At 68.3% G+C, this 15,655-nt stretch carries 18 protein-coding genes; 12 read left to right on the top strand and 6 right to left on the bottom strand.

Features of this window, described 5'->3' with window-relative positions; all coding sequences use genetic code 11:
• Positions 1 to 44: 44 nt before the first annotated feature.
• From ACWF4Z_RS25535 to ACWF4Z_RS25505, 7 genes are all read left to right on the top strand, one after another.
• Entirely contained in the window at positions 45 to 977 is a 933-nt protein-coding gene (locus tag ACWF4Z_RS25535) for an LLM class flavin-dependent oxidoreductase (protein WP_452245659.1), read from the top strand.
• A gap of 27 nt (positions 978 to 1,004) precedes the next feature.
• A complete protein-coding gene (locus ACWF4Z_RS25530) occupies positions 1,005 to 1,361 on the top strand; it encodes a hypothetical protein (RefSeq protein ID WP_452245658.1) in 357 nt (118 codons plus the stop codon).
• Positions 1,362 to 1,376: 15 nt separating this feature from the next.
• Entirely contained in the window at positions 1,377 to 1,769 is a 393-nt protein-coding gene (locus ACWF4Z_RS25525) for a hypothetical protein (RefSeq protein WP_452245657.1), read from the top strand.
• Between the two features lie 63 nt (positions 1,770 to 1,832).
• Positions 1,833 to 3,065 carry a glycosyltransferase gene (locus ACWF4Z_RS25520; protein ID WP_452245656.1) on the top strand — a complete coding sequence of 411 codons (1,233 nt, stop codon included), beginning with the start codon at positions 1,833 to 1,835 and terminating at the stop codon, positions 3,063 to 3,065.
• 1 nt (position 3,066) lies between these two features.
• A complete protein-coding gene (locus ACWF4Z_RS25515) occupies positions 3,067 to 5,124 on the top strand; it encodes an ArnT family glycosyltransferase (RefSeq protein ID WP_452245655.1) in 2,058 nt (685 codons plus the stop codon).
• A 369-nt stretch (positions 5,125 to 5,493) separates the two neighbouring features.
• The gene (locus ACWF4Z_RS25510) at positions 5,494 to 5,829 is read left to right on the top strand and encodes a hypothetical protein (RefSeq protein WP_452245654.1); all 336 of its coding nucleotides are present in this window, start codon (positions 5,494 to 5,496) and stop codon (positions 5,827 to 5,829) included.
• A gap of 122 nt (positions 5,830 to 5,951) precedes the next feature.
• A complete protein-coding gene (locus tag ACWF4Z_RS25505) occupies positions 5,952 to 6,374 on the top strand; it encodes a hypothetical protein (RefSeq protein WP_452245653.1) in 423 nt (140 codons plus the stop codon).
• Here ACWF4Z_RS25505 and ACWF4Z_RS25500 read toward each other — a convergent pair.
• Positions 6,352 to 6,933: a TetR/AcrR family transcriptional regulator gene (locus ACWF4Z_RS25500; RefSeq protein ID WP_452245652.1), complete on the bottom strand. Its 582-nt coding sequence runs from the start codon at positions 6,931 to 6,933 to the stop codon at positions 6,352 to 6,354. The two genes, ACWF4Z_RS25505 and ACWF4Z_RS25500, sit on opposite strands and share 23 nt — an antisense overlap.
• A 54-nt stretch (positions 6,934 to 6,987) precedes the next feature.
• On the opposite strand from ACWF4Z_RS25500, the gene ACWF4Z_RS25495 reads away from it, so the two are divergent.
• Both ACWF4Z_RS25495 and ACWF4Z_RS25490 read left to right on the top strand, forming a co-directional pair.
• A complete protein-coding gene (locus tag ACWF4Z_RS25495) occupies positions 6,988 to 8,037 on the top strand; it encodes an FAD-dependent monooxygenase (RefSeq protein ID WP_452245651.1) in 1,050 nt (349 codons plus the stop codon).
• Positions 8,038 to 8,058: 21 nt separating this feature from the next.
• Positions 8,059 to 8,934 (top strand): phosphoribosylaminoimidazolesuccinocarboxamide synthase, encoded by an 876-nt coding sequence (locus ACWF4Z_RS25490; RefSeq protein ID WP_452245650.1) that lies wholly within the window; start codon positions 8,059 to 8,061, stop codon positions 8,932 to 8,934.
• Here the strand turns inward: ACWF4Z_RS25490 and ACWF4Z_RS25485 are convergent.
• The 5 genes from ACWF4Z_RS25485 to ACWF4Z_RS25465 are packed head-to-tail and all read right to left on the bottom strand — an operon-like array spanning position 8,931 to position 12,568.
• Positions 8,931 to 9,425, bottom strand: a complete 495-nt coding sequence (locus ACWF4Z_RS25485) for a hypothetical protein (RefSeq protein WP_452245649.1) — start codon at positions 9,423 to 9,425, stop codon at positions 8,931 to 8,933. The genes ACWF4Z_RS25490 and ACWF4Z_RS25485 overlap by 4 nt on opposite strands.
• On the bottom strand, positions 9,422 to 10,039 hold the full coding sequence (locus ACWF4Z_RS25480) for a CDP-alcohol phosphatidyltransferase family protein (RefSeq protein WP_452245648.1): 618 nt from the start codon (positions 10,037 to 10,039) through the stop codon (positions 9,422 to 9,424). Before ACWF4Z_RS25480 ends, ACWF4Z_RS25485 begins: the two co-directional genes overlap by 4 nt.
• On the bottom strand, positions 10,039 to 11,367 hold the full coding sequence (locus tag ACWF4Z_RS25475; RefSeq protein ID WP_452245647.1) for a hypothetical protein: 1,329 nt from the start codon (positions 11,365 to 11,367) through the stop codon (positions 10,039 to 10,041). Before ACWF4Z_RS25475 ends, ACWF4Z_RS25480 begins: the two co-directional genes overlap by 1 nt.
• Positions 11,367 to 12,050, bottom strand: a complete 684-nt coding sequence (locus ACWF4Z_RS25470) for an ABC transporter ATP-binding protein (protein ID WP_452245646.1) — start codon at positions 12,048 to 12,050, stop codon at positions 11,367 to 11,369. The genes ACWF4Z_RS25475 and ACWF4Z_RS25470 overlap by 1 nt, the downstream gene beginning before the upstream one ends.
• Complete coding sequence (locus ACWF4Z_RS25465; protein WP_452245645.1) at positions 12,047 to 12,568, bottom strand: helix-turn-helix transcriptional regulator; 522 nt, start codon at positions 12,566 to 12,568, stop codon at positions 12,047 to 12,049. Before ACWF4Z_RS25465 ends, ACWF4Z_RS25470 begins: the two co-directional genes overlap by 4 nt.
• A gap of 115 nt (positions 12,569 to 12,683) precedes the next feature.
• Between ACWF4Z_RS25465 and purS the strand changes: the two genes are divergently transcribed.
• The 3 genes from purS to ACWF4Z_RS25450 are packed head-to-tail and all read left to right on the top strand — an operon-like array spanning position 12,684 to position 15,654.
• Positions 12,684 to 12,938 carry a phosphoribosylformylglycinamidine synthase subunit PurS gene (purS, locus tag ACWF4Z_RS25460; protein ID WP_452245644.1) on the top strand — a complete coding sequence of 85 codons (255 nt, stop codon included), beginning with the start codon at positions 12,684 to 12,686 and terminating at the stop codon, positions 12,936 to 12,938.
• A complete protein-coding gene (gene purQ / locus ACWF4Z_RS25455) occupies positions 12,935 to 13,603 on the top strand; it encodes a phosphoribosylformylglycinamidine synthase subunit PurQ (RefSeq protein WP_452245643.1) in 669 nt (222 codons plus the stop codon). The genes purS and purQ overlap by 4 nt, the downstream gene beginning before the upstream one ends.
• Before the next feature lie 8 nt (positions 13,604 to 13,611).
• Positions 13,612 to 15,654: a hypothetical protein gene (locus ACWF4Z_RS25450; protein ID WP_452245642.1), complete on the top strand. Its 2,043-nt coding sequence runs from the start codon at positions 13,612 to 13,614 to the stop codon at positions 15,652 to 15,654.
• Position 15,655: the final 1 nt, after the last annotated feature.

Below are 15,655 nucleotides of genomic sequence, written 5' to 3'. Positions count from 1 at the left end.
ACTGTAGTCCGGTTGAGGAGGGTGTTGTGGGGCGGGTTGGGGTTGTGTTCGGGAGTTTGACGCCGGCGGAGGAGTTGGCGGCGGGGGCTCGGGCTGCCGAGGAGGCCGGGTTGACGGAGCAGTGGTTCTCGGAGGACTGCTTCTTCAGTGGTGGGCTGTCGGGTGTGGCGCAGTTGCTGGCGTCGACGGATGGCGTACGCGCGGGGCTCGGGCTGGTGAGTGTGGTGGCCAGGCATCCGGCCGTACTGGCGATGGAGATCGCGGGGCTGGCGCGGATGCATCCGGGCCGACTGCGCGTCGCGGTCGGGCTGGGGAGCGAGTCGTGGGTACGGCAGATGGGGTTGATGCCGGCCAAGCCGTTGACAGCGGTGCGCGAGACGGTGGGGGTACTGCGGGATCTCCTTGGCGGGAAGACCGTGGACCGGCGGACGGTGGCGCACGAGTTCCACGGGATCACGCTGGACCTGCCGCCGGCCGACGTACCCGAGATCTGGGTTGGTGCGGTGAACGAGAAGGCTCTGATGGCCAGTGGTGAGTTCGCGGATGGCGTGCTGCTTTCTGTGCTGGCTGGCGCGAGTTACATCCGGTGGGCGTCTTCGCTCACGCAGGCTCCGGTGACGGCGTACGTGCTTGCCGCTGTGGATGACGACCCGGCGGTGGCGCGGGACGCGGTCCGTGGTGCCGTCGGCTTCTTCCTGCAGGCCGAGCTGCAGTCGTCGCTGGTCACGCAGTCGAGGTATGCCGACGAGGTGTTGGCAGCTGTGCAATCGGGTGGGGAGTTGGTCGTGCCGGACCACTGGGTCGACGAGTTCGCGGCCGCCGGGACGCCGGATCAGGTTGCCGAGCGGCTGCGGGTTCTGCTGGACGCTGGTGCGGACTCGCTCGGGCTCTGGCTGTTCCCGCCGGAGCGGCTGACCGACCAGATCCAGCGCGTCGCGAGCGAGGTGTTGCCCAAGCTGGACCCGGTCGACCGGTGACGTGCGGTGGGTGACATTCTCTAGTCCGTGTTTGGTCCGCTTACCTGGGCGCTGGTCGCGCTCTCGCTCGCCGCGATGGTGCTGGCGATCGTGCTGGCCGCGCGGGACAAGCGGATCAACTGGACGCTGCTGGGGATGCTCGGAGTGGTCGAGGTCGGGCTGCTGGCTCAGCTCGTGGTCGGCATCGTCCAGTTCGCCGGTACCTCGCGAGATGTCTCCGGCCCCTTCTTCTTCGGGTATCTGATCGGCTCGCTGATCGTGCTGCCGGTCGGTGCGTTGTGGGCACTCGCGGAGAGCAGCCGCTGGGGTGCCGGTGCGCTGGCGGTCGCGTGCTTCGTGATGCCGGTGATCGAGTTGCGGTTGTACGAGATCTGGACTGCCTGAGATGGACAGGGCGAGATGACCGACCCGAGTGAGACCCGGCACGGCCCGGGCCGGATCCTGATCGCTGTGTACGGCGTCTTCGCACTGGCCGCGACCGCCCGCGCCGGTGTGCAGATCGCGACCAAGTTCCACGATGCGCCGATCGCTTACCTGTTGTCGGCCGTTGCCGCGGTCATCTATTGCGCGGCGACGTTCGCGCTGGCCAAGGCGACCATCGTGTCCCGCCGGGTGGCTACGGCGGCGATCGTGATCGAGCTGATCGGTGTGATCGGGGTCGGCGCCTTCAGTTACGCCGTACCGGACGACTTTCCGGATGCGACGGTGTGGTCGCACTTCGGGCAGGGGTACGGGTTCGTTCCGCTGGTTCTCCCGGTTCTCGGGCTGCTCTGGTTGCGTCGCACTCGGTAACTGCCAGCGAACTGCCAGCCACGCGCAGGGGTTGACTCAGGTTCGCCCGACAGCATCGGTGGCATGCAGATTCCAGGTCATCCTCGGGTCGAGATCGTCGTACCCGTCAAGAACGAGGAACACGACCTCGGCCCGAACATCCGGCGGCTGCGCGAGTTCCTTGACACCGCCTTTCCGTTTCCGGCCGAGGTCTGCATCGCGGACAACGGAAGTACGGACGCGACCTATGAGATTGCCACCCTGCTCGCCGTCGAGCTGCCCGGGGTCCGGGTCGTCCGGCTCGAACAGTCCGGTCGCGGCCGCGCGCTGAAGCAGGTGTGGTCGGAGAGCACCGCCGAGGTGCTCGCCTATATGGATGTCGACCTCTCCACCAACCTGAACGCACTGCTGCCGTTGGTGGCACCGCTGTTCGCCGGGCACAGTGATGTTGCCATCGGCACCCGGTTGTCGAACGGCTCTCGGGTGGTCCGGCGGCCGAAGCGGGAGTTCATCTCGCGCTCGTACAACTTGATGCTGCGGGCAACGTTGAGTGCGCACTTCTCCGACGCCCAGTGCGGGTTCAAGGCGATCCGCGCCGATGTCGCGCGGGAGCTGCTGCCGCTGGTCCAGGACACCAGCTGGTTCTTCGACACCGAGCTGCTCGTCCTGGCGGAGAAGGCCGGCCTGCGGATCCACGAGGTCCCGGTCGACTGGATCGACGACCTCGACTCACGCGTCGCGATCGCCAAGACCGTCGGCGAGGACCTGCGCGGGATCGCCCGGCTGACGCGCGACCTGGGCCGCGGCCGGATCGACCTCGAGCCGGTCCGCAGGCAGTACGGTCGCCCGCGCATGCTCGATCCGCGAACGGCGATGGCCGCGCGGGTCCTGCGGTTCTGTGCGATCGGCGTGCTGAGTACGGCGGCCTACGCGCTGCTCTATCTCGTGCTGCGTCAAGCCATGCCGGCTCAGGTGGCGAACCTGGTCGCCCTGCTCATCACGGCGGTCGGCAACACCGCCCTCAATCGGCGGATCACGTTCGGGGTCCGCGGCGTTGAGGGTCGATGGCGTCACCAGCTGCGCGGTCTGGTCGCGTTCGGCATCGGCTGGAGCCTGACCGCGGCGTCGCTGTGGTTGTTGCACGCGGCAATCGCCGTACCGCATCAGGCGGTGGAGATCACCGTCCTCACCGTCGCGAACCTGGCCGCGACCGTGGTCCGGTTCAGCCTCTTCCAAGCGTGGGTCTTCGACGACGACGCCCCCACCATCCCCACCTTCGAACCGCCGGCGGTTCTCGATCAAACCCGGAGCAACTGATATGGCAACCGTTACCGATCCGGTCGAGGCGTCACAGCGCCGGGCCGGACCACGGGCGATCAGCACGCAGTACACGATCGGCCGGGACAAGATCCTGTACGGCGGTCTGCTGGCACTGACCGCGATCGCGTACCTGTGGGGACTGTCGAAGAACGGCTACGCGAACGAGTACTACGCGGCCGCGGTCCAGGCCGGGTCGACGAGCTGGAAGGCCTGGTTCTTCGGGGCGCTCGACTCGTCCAGCTTCATCACCGTGGACAAGACGCCCGGATCACTCTGGATCATGGGCCTGTCCGGACGGATCTTCGGCTTCAGCACCTGGAGCATGCTGATTCCGCAGGCGCTGATGGGCGTCGCGAGCGTCGGGTTCGTGTACGTCTCGGTCCGGCGGTGGTTCTCGGCGAACGCCGGACTGCTGGCCGGTGCGATCCTCGCGCTGACGCCGGTCGCCGTACTGATGTTCCGGTTCAACAACCCGGACGCGCTGCTGATCCTGCTGCTTGCCGCCGGCGCGTGGGCGGTGACGCGGGCGATCGACTCGACCGATCACGCCGCCCGGTGGATGATCCTGGCGGGATCGCTGGTCGGGTTCGGATTCCTGACGAAGATGCTGCAGGCGTTCCTGGTCCTGCCGGCCTTCGGGCTCGCGTATTTGATCGCGGGCAAGCCCAAGCTGGGCAAGCGGTTGGTGCACAGCGTGCTCGCGCTGGCGGCGCTGATCGTCAGTGCTGGTTGGTGGATCGCGATCGTCGAGCTCCTGCCGGCGTCGGCGCGTCCGTACATCGGTGGCTCGACGAACAACAGCATTCTCGAGCTGACGCTTGGGTACAACGGTCTGGGCCGGCTCAGCGGTGATGAGACCGGATCTGTCGGTGGCGGTGTCGGCAATATGGGCTGGGGCGGGGCGACCGGTTTGCAGCGGTTGTTCGGTGGTGAGTTCGGGTCGCAGATCGCTTGGCTGCTGCCGGCGGCTCTGCTGGCGACCGTCGTACTGATCGTTGCCGCGGGCAAAGCTCCACGGACCGACAAGACGCGCGCGTTCGCGATCCTGTGGGGTGGCTGGCTGGTTGTGACCGGGCTGACCTTCAGCTACATGCAGGGGATCATCCACAGCTACTACATGATCGCGTTGGCGCCGGCGATCGCTGCGTTGATCGGTGGCGCGATGGCGGTGCTCTGGCGGCGCCGGGCGCAATGGTTGCCGCGGGCGACGCTGGCGGGCGGGATCCTGTTGACGGCCGGCTGGAGCTTCTCGCTGCTGAACGCGACCCCGACCTGGCAGCCGTGGCTGCGCTGGGTGGTGCTGTTCACCGGCGTACTCGGGGCCGGTGCGTTGCTGTTGCTGCCTGAGCTGAAGCTGCATCGTACGGCGGCCCGGCGGGCCGGGATGTTCGCGGGTGCGTTGCTCGTGGTGAGTGCGTTGGGCGGTCCGACGGCGTACTCGCTGGCGACGATCAACTCGGCTCACGCCGGAGCGCTTCCGTCCGCGGGACCGGCGGGCGCCGGCGGGATGGGCAGGCCGGGCGGATTCGGTGGTGGCGGTCAAGGTGGTGGGCCTGGTGGTGCCGGTGGCGGGCGTTTCGGTACGCCGCCTGGCCAGACCGGGACCGGGACCACGGGCAACGGTACGACGGAGAACGGGACTGCCGGTCGTGGCTTCGGCGGCGGCGGTGGGGTCGGTGGATTCCTTGGTGGCGGCGGGACCAACGGAGTGTCGAGCGAGCTGGTCACCCTGCTGCAGAACGGATCCAAGGGGTACAGCTGGGCGGCCGCGGCGGTCACGGCGAACGGCGCCGCGCCACTGCAGATCGCATCCGGCGAACCGATCATGGCCATCGGCGGCTTCAACGGCACCGACCCGGCGCCTTCGCTGTCCGAATTCCAGTCATTGGTTGCCCAGGGCAAGGTTCACTACTTCATCGGTAGCGGCGGTGGCGGGATGATGGGCGGCCGCGACGGCGCCTCCAGCGAGATCGCCACCTGGGTCGCCGCCAACTTCAAGGCGCAGACGGTCGGCAACACCACCGTCTACGACCTCACCACGAGCACCACCAGCTGAGAAACCGGAGCTAGAGCTATGACGCAGAATCCCACCGTCAACCCGGGTGGTACCCCGGAAGAACAGTGGCAAGCCGCCCGCGCCGCCGGCGCCGTCCCACCCCACCCAGGCGGTGCTGCACAACCAGGTGCCGTCGCCGGCGGAGTTCACCCGGGTGCGCCCGCCGGCGGGTCTTACCCCGGTGGCGCGCACGCCGCTCCTCCCGCCGGTGCGCCCTATCCCGGTGTGAGTGATCCGTTAGGGCCGGGGCCGCAGTTCGAGGCCGGCGCTCCGGCGCCTGCACCTGCGCCGGCGGGGTCCGCGGCTGCTGCGCCGAGTAGTGGACGACCGAGCACGTTGGTGTTGGCGGGAGCTGGTTCGATTCTCGCTGTGCTGGCGTTTTTGGGTGGGATGGCGGTCGGGCACGCTTGGGACGGGACCGCCAACCAGCAGACGCAGTTCCCGGGTGGTGGCGGACAGTTCCCGCGGGGCCAGTTCCCCGGCGGACAGCTCCCCGGCGGCACTGGTCAGAACGGCACTGGCCAGGGCCAGGGCACAGTCCCGAACCAAGGCACGGTCCCGAACCAGGGCACGGTCCCGAACCAGGGCACAGTCCCGAACCAAGGGACGGTCCCGAACCAGCGTGGGTTCGGCCAAGGGCAAAACGGTACTGGGCAGCCCGGCACCGGGACCCAGGATCCCGGCGGTCAAACCCAGACCAGCTGACCCCGGAGAAGCAGCCCGGCGGGCCCCGAGCGGACACTCGGCCCGCCGGGCCTTTCCGGCGACGGAGGGTGACGACACCCGTAAACGGTTCACAGGGTGGTGGGGTGGGGTAATGATCGGGCGTGGAATGGTCGAACGTCACCTGGTTCCTGACCGCCCTCGGTGCGGTCGTCGTGCTGCTGACGCGCGTCCGGCTCGGCGCGACGGTGGTGGACGGCACCGGCCACGGCGCGGGTCGAGCCGGGTACTCCGCTGTCCTGTTGCGCCTTCACACCGTCATCGGTGTGCTCACCCTGATCGGATGGGTCGTTGCCCTGGTCACCGGTCGCCGGGAGATCGCGCTGGTGGTGCTAGCCGGCTGGTGGCTGCTGGCACTCGTCGGGATGTTGCTCCTGGCCCGTTGGTTGCCCAGCGGCGGCAAGCATTCGGAGGACACGAAGGGTGACGCCTGGGGTTCCGGTGCGGGCCTGTCACTCCTCGGCCACGTCGGCATGGTGCTGGGCGTCGGCTACTTCACCTTCGTCACGCTGACGGACCGCCTCTGAGTCCAGCGATCAGCGCGGCGACAGAGCGCCGTACGGCGTCCTCGAAGCCCTCATCGCTGAGCGTGGTGCCCACTCCGGCGACGCGGTCGTACAGAAGCCCGTCCATCATCGCGGCGACCGGCCAAGCCGCATCCCGCGGATCGGGTACGCCGAGACCGGCCAGCAACTGTGCCAGCAGCTCTCGCAACTGCCGGCCGCCCTGGTCGATCGCGGTGCGCAACTCCGGCTGGCGACTCGCCTCCAGCGACAACTCGTACCGCGCCACCAAGTCATCCGGCCGATGGCGCGCCAGCCCCACGGTCATCGCGACCAGCAACTCCACCCCCTCCCCACCGACAGGCACGCCACCGACGTCCCTGGCGAGCATGCGGTTGACGCACGCGGTGAGCAGGGCGTTGCGCGTGCGGAGGTAGTACGACGTCGAGCCGGGCGGGAGGCCGGCCTCCGCGTCGACCGCGCGGTGGGTCAGCCCGCGCAGTCCTCGGGTCGCGACGAGGTGGATCGCGGCGTCGGCGATGGCGTCCTGGCGATCCGCGCCCAGCGGAACCTGCTTCGTCACGCCGGTCAGTCTCCCACCTTTCCCATCGGACTCTACAGATGTAGAGTCAGGAGCATGAGTACGGCGATCGTGGTCGGAGCGGGGATCGGTGGGGTGACGGCGGCCGTCGCGTTGCAGCGGAGCGGGTGTCAGGTGGTCGTTCTGGAGCGCGCGGCCGAGCTGGGTGAGGTGGGGGCCGGGATCTCGGTCTGGCCAGCGGCGGTCGCCGTACTCGAGGAGCTCGGTGTCAAGGGTGTCGAGAAGGCGGCGGCGGTCGCCAAGCCGGCCGCGATGCGGAAGCCGACTGGTCGCCCGGTTGTCGCGGCGGCCGATCTCGGCGTGGAGATGCCGGTGATGATCCACCGGGCGCAGCTGCACGACCTGATCACGGCAGAGTTCGGTCCGGCGATCACGGTCCGGACCGGCTACGAGGTGACGTCGATCGCCCAGGACGACTCCGGTGTGACAGTCAACGGCGACCTACGGGCTGACCTGGTCGTGGCTGCGGACGGACTCCGCAGTGCGATCCGGACCGCGCTGTACCCGGACTACAAGGGACCGCGGTACTCCGGCTACACGGCGTACCGGGGTATCGCGGATGTCGAGACCGACGAGGGTGATGGCGAGACCTGGGGACGCGGTCAGCGGTTCGGGTTCGCTCGGCTGATCGACGGGCGGACGTACTGGTACGCGACCGCGAACCAGCCAGCCGGGTCCGGTGGCGACCAGGCGGCAGTTCTGGAGGCCTACCGCGAATGGCACCGCCCGATCCCGGACCTCATCGCCAACAGCGGCACTGTCCTCCAGAACGACATCTACGATCTCACGCTGCCGTTGGTCCCGTTCACGAAGGGACGTGTCGTCCTGCTCGGGGACGCCGCCCACGCGATGACGCCGAACCTCGGCCGCGGCGCGTGCTCAGCGATCGAGGACGCCGGCGCCCTGGCGCGACACCTCTCCGATCTGAGCGGGTACGACGCCGAACGCCGCCCTGCAACCACCAAGCTGGTCAGGCGGTCCAGAAGCATCGGCCGAGTGGGCCAAACCGAGAATCCGGTGTTCTGCACGCTCCGCGACGGCCTCTTCGGCCTCGGCGGCAAGTTGGTGGCACTCCGTCGCCGCTGAGGGGATGACAGAATCGTCGACGTGACCACACCTCCGCAGGCCCCCGAGATCCCTGGCGCGAAGCACCTCCACTCCGGCAAGGTCCGCGACCTGTACGAGTTGGAGTCCGGTGACCTGCTGATGGTCGCGAGCGACCGGATGAGCGCGTTCGACTGGATCCTGGAGCCGCCGATCCCGGACAAGGGGAAGGTGCTCACGGCGATGAGCCTGTGGTGGTTCGAGCAGTTGGACGTGCCGAACCACATCATCTCGACCGACGTGCCGACTGAGCTCGCCGGTCGCGCGGTGGTCTGCGAGAAGCTCGAGATGTTCCCGATCGAGTGCGTCGCCCGTGGATACCTGAGCGGCTCGGGCCTGCGCGAGTACCGGGCCACCCGCGCGGTCTGCGGCATCCCGCTACCGGCCGGTCTGGTCGAAGGCTCCCGACTGCCGGAGCCGATCTTCACCCCGGCGACCAAGGCCGACCTCGGTGAGCACGACGAGAACATTTCGTACGACGTCGTGGTGGCGACCGTCGGTGCGGAGACGGCAGCGAAGCTGCGCGACCTCACGCTGGACATCTACGCGCGGGCGCACGAGCTGGCGGGAGAGCGCGGGATCATCCTGGCCGACACCAAGTTCGAGTTCGGTGCGCGGCCGGACGGGACGATCGTGCTGGCCGACGAGGTGCTGACGCCCGACTCGAGCCGGTTCTGGCCGGCCGACCAGTGGTCGCCGGGCAAGCAGCAACCGTCGTACGACAAGCAGATCGTTCGCGACTGGCTCCAGTTCGAGTCCGGCTGGGACCGGACGTCCGGCGAGGCGCCGCCGCCATTGTCCGACGAAGTGATCGAGAAGACGAGGGCGGCGTACATCGACGCCTACGAACAGCTGACCGGCCGCACCTTCGAGGGCTAGAAGAGGCTGACGCCCAACGCGATCAGGACGAAGCGGCCGCCGCGGCTGACGAGGACCGACAGGCCGAAGGTCACGACGCCCATCCGGGACGCGCCGCCGATCAGGGCGACGCCGTACAGCGGTGGGATGCCCACGAACCCGCTCAGCAGCGTGACCGGGATACCCCACTTGCGGTCGCTCAGAGCGTCCAGGAGCCGTTTGCTCAGGTCGCGGTTCCACTGCACGAACCGGCCCCACCGGGTGTCGAGGTTCACCGGCTTCTGCTCCTTGTGCTTCTGCCCGGCGAACCCTTTACCCGTGCGCACGGCCAGGAACATCGCGACCTTGCCGATGGTCTGCCCGATCCCGACCCCGATCCCGGCGACCACAGGATCCAGGACGCCGGACACGCCCGCGCCGAGGATGTACGCCTCCGCGTTGAGCACCGGTACGACGGCAGACCCGACCCCGAAGCCGATCGCCACGAGGAGCTGCCAGATCCACGCGCTCATGGCCGCCCGGGGGCGGCGTCCAGGCGGCCGCTGAGGATCGAGTTGAGCCGGTACGACGAGATCACCTTGACCACGCAGGCTGCGATCGCAACCGTGTACGGAAGCCACTGTGCGCCGGTGTAGTGGGCGAAGACGAGTGAGAGCACCACTGCGGCCGTGTTGACCGCCTTCGCCGGCTTGGACCAGTTCCAGACATAGATCGGCCGGTCGACCTTGTAGAAGTAGTTAGGGCTGAGAGTCTCAGGCCAGAGCAGGAACGCCAGCGACAGCATGGTGTCCAGTACGCCGAACTGCACCAGGAAGATCACCAGTGGCCCGATGGTCTCCGGGTACGTCGTCATGAACGCGGCCGCCAGCAGGAACGAGCACGCCCGGTCGCAGACGATGTCGAAGATCGCTCCGGAGATCGACTCCTCCTTGCGCCGGCGCGCTACCGCGCCGTCGAGCATGTCGCCGAACCAGTAGGCGGCGTACCCGATCACCAGCCAGGTGATCGTGCCGGTGTGGAAGGCGATCGCCGCGACCACCATGGCAATGACAGTGCGGACCAGTGTGATGCGGTTGGGCAGGCCCAGCAGCAGTGCGGGCCGGACAGCCAGCGGTGTCGAGCCCATTAGGCCGCCCTCAGATTCTCGGGATCGAGTGCGTCCCGGAGTTGGTTGCGAAGCAGAAAGCCGGCGGCGGTGCCCCCGAACAGGCCGAGCAGCCAGCCTGCCACGGTCAGTCCGATGGTGGTCGAGATCAGCACGCCCGGCCTGATCGGGTCGTTGCCGGCTCCGATCAGCCGGCTGAGGCCGAGGAGCATGCCGAGCAGCAGACCCGCCGCCAGTGCGGGCGCGGCGACCGCGGTCAGCTGGCGTCGGATCACTCGGCGAAGGAAATGCACATCCACGCCGAACGCGGTCAGGCAGGCCAGCTGTCGGCGTTGATCCACCAGCTGGTCGGCCACGCCGACGATCAGAGCCCCCATAGCGGTCAGTATGACCAGCAGAAGGCCCAGAACGGCCATCCCGAATCCGGTCGCGTAAAACGTGGTGTCGTAGAGGTCTCTGGACAGCATCAGCACAGCAGCGAGTCCGTTGATCAGCGTCCCGACCAGGAAGCCGCAGCAGCCCAGCATCATGGCCAGTCGAGCGGAGGGGCGCGAGTCGGTGACCAAACGCACACCCGCCAGCAGGTTGGCGGGGTCACTGGACCGGCTCAACCACCGGCCGATGGCCCGGATCCACAGGGCGCCGAAGCTCAGAAAGCTCACACCCAGTCCGATGACGATGGTGGTCGACCCGACGAGCCCCGCCCAGGGCGCAGCGACGAGACCGACGACGATCAACACCGGTCCAGCGATCAGACCGGTACGGCGCCGGCCCGCCGGCGGCAGCTCCGACTGAGCCGGCCCATCGGCGTGCAGCAGACTCCCGATCACCACCCCGGCCGTGGTCATCAGCACAATCACTGGGATCCAGATGAGCACATCGACGACCTCAGCACCGGGCAGTACCTGGGCCATCCGCGGCAGTATGCCGAACAGCAGGCTGAGCACCAGATAGACCGGTCCGGCGAGCAGTCCGCCCGCAAGGCCGGCCATTGCGCCGTCAGTCACGGACAGCTGTCGGAGCTGCCGCCGCGAGGCGCCCGCGAGTCGCAGCGCGGCGAGTCGTCGCTCGCGAGCCGCCGTGCCGAGCCTTAACGCCTGGACAGCGAGTCCTCCGGTCAGCGCGGCCAGAACCACCAGGATCGCGGTCAGTCCGGGACGCAGGCCACTCTCGGCCAGGTAGTTGCTGTAGACGGTCTCCGACAGCTCGCCGCCACCCATCCGGGCGATGCGCAGCGCGCCCAGGAGCAGCGCACCGCTCAGTCCGAACGCCGCAGTCGCCAACTGGATGCGGCTGCGGTCCGCGGGCGTCCGGGATCGGGAGAGCTGGACCAGAGTTTCCAGGGTCATCAGAGCCCCACCTCGTGCTGGATCGCGCCGTCACGAAGTCTGATCTCACGGTCTGCCAAGGAGGCGACCAGGTTGTCGTGGGTGACCATCAGCAGTGCGGCATCGCGGTACCGGGCGGCCTGCAGCAGCACGTCCATCAGGTCGCGTCCCGCGTGGCTGTCGAGGCTGCCGGTCGGCTCGTCCGCGAGTACGACTGACGGTCCGGTGATCAGGGCTCGCGCTACGGCCGCGCGCTGGGTCTGACCGCCGGACAACTCGGCCGGAACCGCATCGGCCTCGTCCTCGATGCCAACCTGCTTCAGCCAGTCCAAAGCGGCCACATGCGCGTCGCCGCGTTCATGACCGTCCAGCAAGAGGGGCAGCGCGACGTTGTCAATCAGCGGCAGGTCAGGCACGAGCTGACCGAACTGCAGCACAATGCCGATCTTCGTACGCCGGAGTCCGGTCCGCAGGCCCTCCGGAAGCGCAGCCAGGTCCTGACCGTCCAGGCGGACGGAACCGGCGTCCGGACTGATGATTCCGGCCGCACAGTGCAGGAGAGTGGACTTGCCGGATCCACTGGCGCCGGTGACTGCGACGACCTCGCCGCGCTTGAGTTGCAGGCTCACACCGCGGAGAGCCGTGTTTCGAAGGTAGGAGTACTCGACGTGGTCCAGCTCCAGCACAGGCTGTGGCGAGCTCATAGCGAGGCCTCCTTCTGCTCCGAGATGCGGTCCAGAGCGCTGTCCAGCCAGCGGAGGTCGGCGTCCAGGTGCGCCACGATGTACTCACGGACCAGCGATGAGGTCGGGTCGTCCTCGGCCGGAGTCTCTCGCAGCTCGCGGATCCGGCGCAGATGGCTGGCGCGCTGACGGGCCAGGAACGCCTCGGGGTCGCTGCCGGTCCGGATCGCGGCCACGAGCTTCCGCAGTACCTCGTCCGCACTGCCCCAGGCGGGCGGCACCGGGTCGTTCAGCCAGTCGGCGAGGTGGTCGCGGCCCTTCTGGGTCAGTGCGTAGACCGTGCGGTCCGGACCGCCGCCGGAGGTCTTGTCGACCACCTCAACCAGGCCGTCCCGCTCGAGTCGCCCGAGTGTCGTGTAGACCTGCCCGAACGCCAGCGGCCGGCTGTCCGGGAACCACGTGTCGTGGCCGCGCTTCACGTCGTACCCATGCGCCGGACCGGCGGAGAGCAGTCCGAGGACGAGCTCTGCGGTGGCCATGCGATGGACTATACACCGCGTGTATGTACTGAGTGTATAGTCGATGGATGCGGCGATCTGGCCCGCAATCGGTAGGATTCAGGCGTCACCCCGGAACGAGACCTGGAGTAAGTCAGTGGCTCGCGTTGTCGTCGATGTCATGCTCAAGCCCGAGATCCTCGACCCGCAGGGCAAGGCGGTGCACGGCGCGTTCGGCCGGCTCGGCTTCGACGGCGTGGCCGATGTCCGTCAGGGCAAGCGGTTCGAGATCACCCTGGACGGTGAGGCGACCGAGGAACAGGTCGCCGAGATCCGCAAGGCCGCCGACACGCTGCTGGCCAACCCGGTGATCGAGGACTACACCCTTCACGTCGAGAGCGACGTTCAGTGAAGATCGGGGTCGTCACCTTCCCGGGCTCGCTCGACGACGCCGACGCGCGCCGCGCGGCCGCGGTCGCCGGTGCCGAGCCGGTCGCGCTCTGGCACGCCGACGCCGACCTGCACGGCGTGGACGCGGTCGTCCTGCCGGGCGGCTTCTCGTACGGCGACTACCTCCGCGCCGGTGCCATCTCCCGGTTCGCCCCGGTGATGGACACCATCATCAAGAAGGCTGGCGAGGGCATGCCGGTGCTGGGGATCTGCAACGGCTTCCAGGTGCTGTGTGAATCGCACCTGCTCCCCGGTGCCCTGATCAAGAACCACCTGCGCAAGTTCGTCTGCCGGGACCAGCCGCTGCGGATCGAGAACAACCGCACCGCCTGGACCAGCGAGTACGACGCCAACCACGAGATCACCATCGTGCTGAAGAACCAGGACGGCTCGTTCGTCGCCGACGAGGCGACCCTGGACCGGCTGGAGGGCGAGGGTCGCGTGGTCGCCCGCTACCTCGGCAACCCGAACGGCTCGTACCGCGACATCGCGGGCATCACCAACGAGCGGGGCAATGTGGTCGGCCTGATGCCGCACCCGGAGCACTGCGTCGAGACACTGACCGGTCCGAGCACGGACGGCCTCGGCTTCTTCACCTCGGTGCTGAAGGCCGTCGTCGCCTCCTGATGGGGTTCATGCGGGCGTGGCGGCTCCTTGCCCGCACTCTCTTGCTCACCGCCGCCGTGGCCTTCACAGCGACCGGTACGGCGGCAGCCCAGCCGGTCGGCCCGGACGCCAAGGCCGTGGTGATCGGTGTGGCCGGTCTGACCTGGAGTGACGTGAAGAGCTCGCCGGAGCTGACCGCCCTGGTGAACCAGTCGAACGTCGGCTCGATGTCGGTGCGGACGGCCAGCATGATCACCTGCCCGATCGACGGCTGGCTGACGATCAGCGCCGGCTCGCGGGCCTGGGGCAACGTTCCGGACCAGCCGTGCGGCGATCTCCCGGCTGTGGTGAACGGAAGGATGCAGGGCTGGCAGACGTACGTCGATCGCCAGGCCGAGCACCACACCGGCGCACCGCTGGGCCGATTGGCCGCCAGCCGCGACGGAGTCTGCGGCTTCGGACCGGGGGCGGCCATCGCGGTCGCGAAACCGGACGGTTCGGTGGCCAACTGGTCGCCCGAATTCAACGCGGCCCAGTTGGCCACCTGTCGGGATGCGTTCATCGACGCCGGAGTGCTGCCGTTCGGCGAGGGCCGCGCTGATGCCCTTCGCCAGCTCGCCGATCTAGTCGATGCGGCCCGCGCAAGCGGTGGCTGGGTGCTGCTGACCGGTGTCAGCCGGGAGACCGTCGACGCACCGAAGCAGACGCTGGCTGCCCTGCAGGTTCCGCCGGCTGACGGCGCTCGCTGGCTGACCAGCGACTCGACGCACCGCCCGGGTCTGATCCAATTGGCGGACCTCACCGCGACCATGCTGCGCGGCCAGGCGACGGACGTGAAGCTGGACGGCGGCCAGAAGGCCGGTCCGCTCGGTGGCAGCGAGATCGACTCGACTGGCGACGTACACACGAACGCATCGGCCGTGATCGAGGACAGGCTCGATGCCAATCAGCGGTACGAGCAACCTCGGTCCGTGTTGAAGTATGTCGCGGGGACACTGGCAGTCCTGCTGGTTGTGACGCTTGGCTGGTTCCTGCTCCGACGCAACAGCGCTTGGGCCCGCCGTGCGGCGATCTTCGCGCTTCTGACCCAGGGCGGCTTCTTCATCGCGGTGTACCTGGCCACTGCGACGGTCTGGTGGCGGTGGCCGTCTCCCGGCGTTGCCCTGTACGCCGTGACCATTGCACTCAGCGTGGCTGCGGCCGCGCTGTCCCTGCTGTTCTTGAAGCGCTACGCATACCTCGGGCTAGCGGCGGGGGCGTATGTGCTGCTGGTGATCGATGGACTGCTGGGGACGCCGATGCAGCTCGGCAGCATGTTTGCGGACGGCCCGGTGTTCGGCGGCCGCTTCTACGGCTTCGGGAACTCAACCTTCGCCGCACTGGCCGTGGGCACGCTCGTGCTGGCCGGATGGGCCGCGCAGCAGCTGATTGATCGCAGTCGGGTCCAGGCCGCACTCGCAGTGCTAGCGATCGGCGGTGTAGCGATCGTCGTGGACGGCACGCCGGGCTGGGGCACGGACTTCGGTGGCATCCTCGGACTGACTCCCGCAGTGCTGTTGATGGCCTGGCTGACCTGGCGCGGCAGCATCTCCTGGCGCGCACTGCTCGGTGTGGGCGTTGGCGCCCTGGTGGCTGTGTCCGCGGTGTCCTACCTGGACTACCTGCGCCCACCGGACAAGCGCAGCCACTTCGGAGCGTTTGTGGCCCGGGTGCTCGACGGCGACGTCACCGATGTCCTGGTCCGCAAACTGCAGGCGGCACTGGCGGTCTTCCAGAGTCCGGCCGGGTGGGTGCTGCTCGTTGTGGTCATCCTGTTGATGCTTGCCACCGTGATGCCGGACCGGGTGCCGAGTGCGTCGTACCGGCGCTTCTACTACAGCAAACCGATGGTCCGGCCGACCCTGATCGCGATGACGGTCTGTGGTCTGGTCGGCAGCCTGCTGAACGACGTCGGCGTCATCGTGGCCGGAATCATGGCCGGGTTCGCCGTACCGATCCTGATCGCGCATCTGCTGGATGTGCGGCAGCCCGCTACCGTTTCACCTGAGTCCCACCTAGTGCAGGAGTCCTGAC

Source organism: Kribbella sp. NPDC055071 (assembly GCF_053608045.1).
Note: the sequence above shows the minus strand (reverse complement) of the source record. Positions and strands in the feature narration are given on the sequence as shown.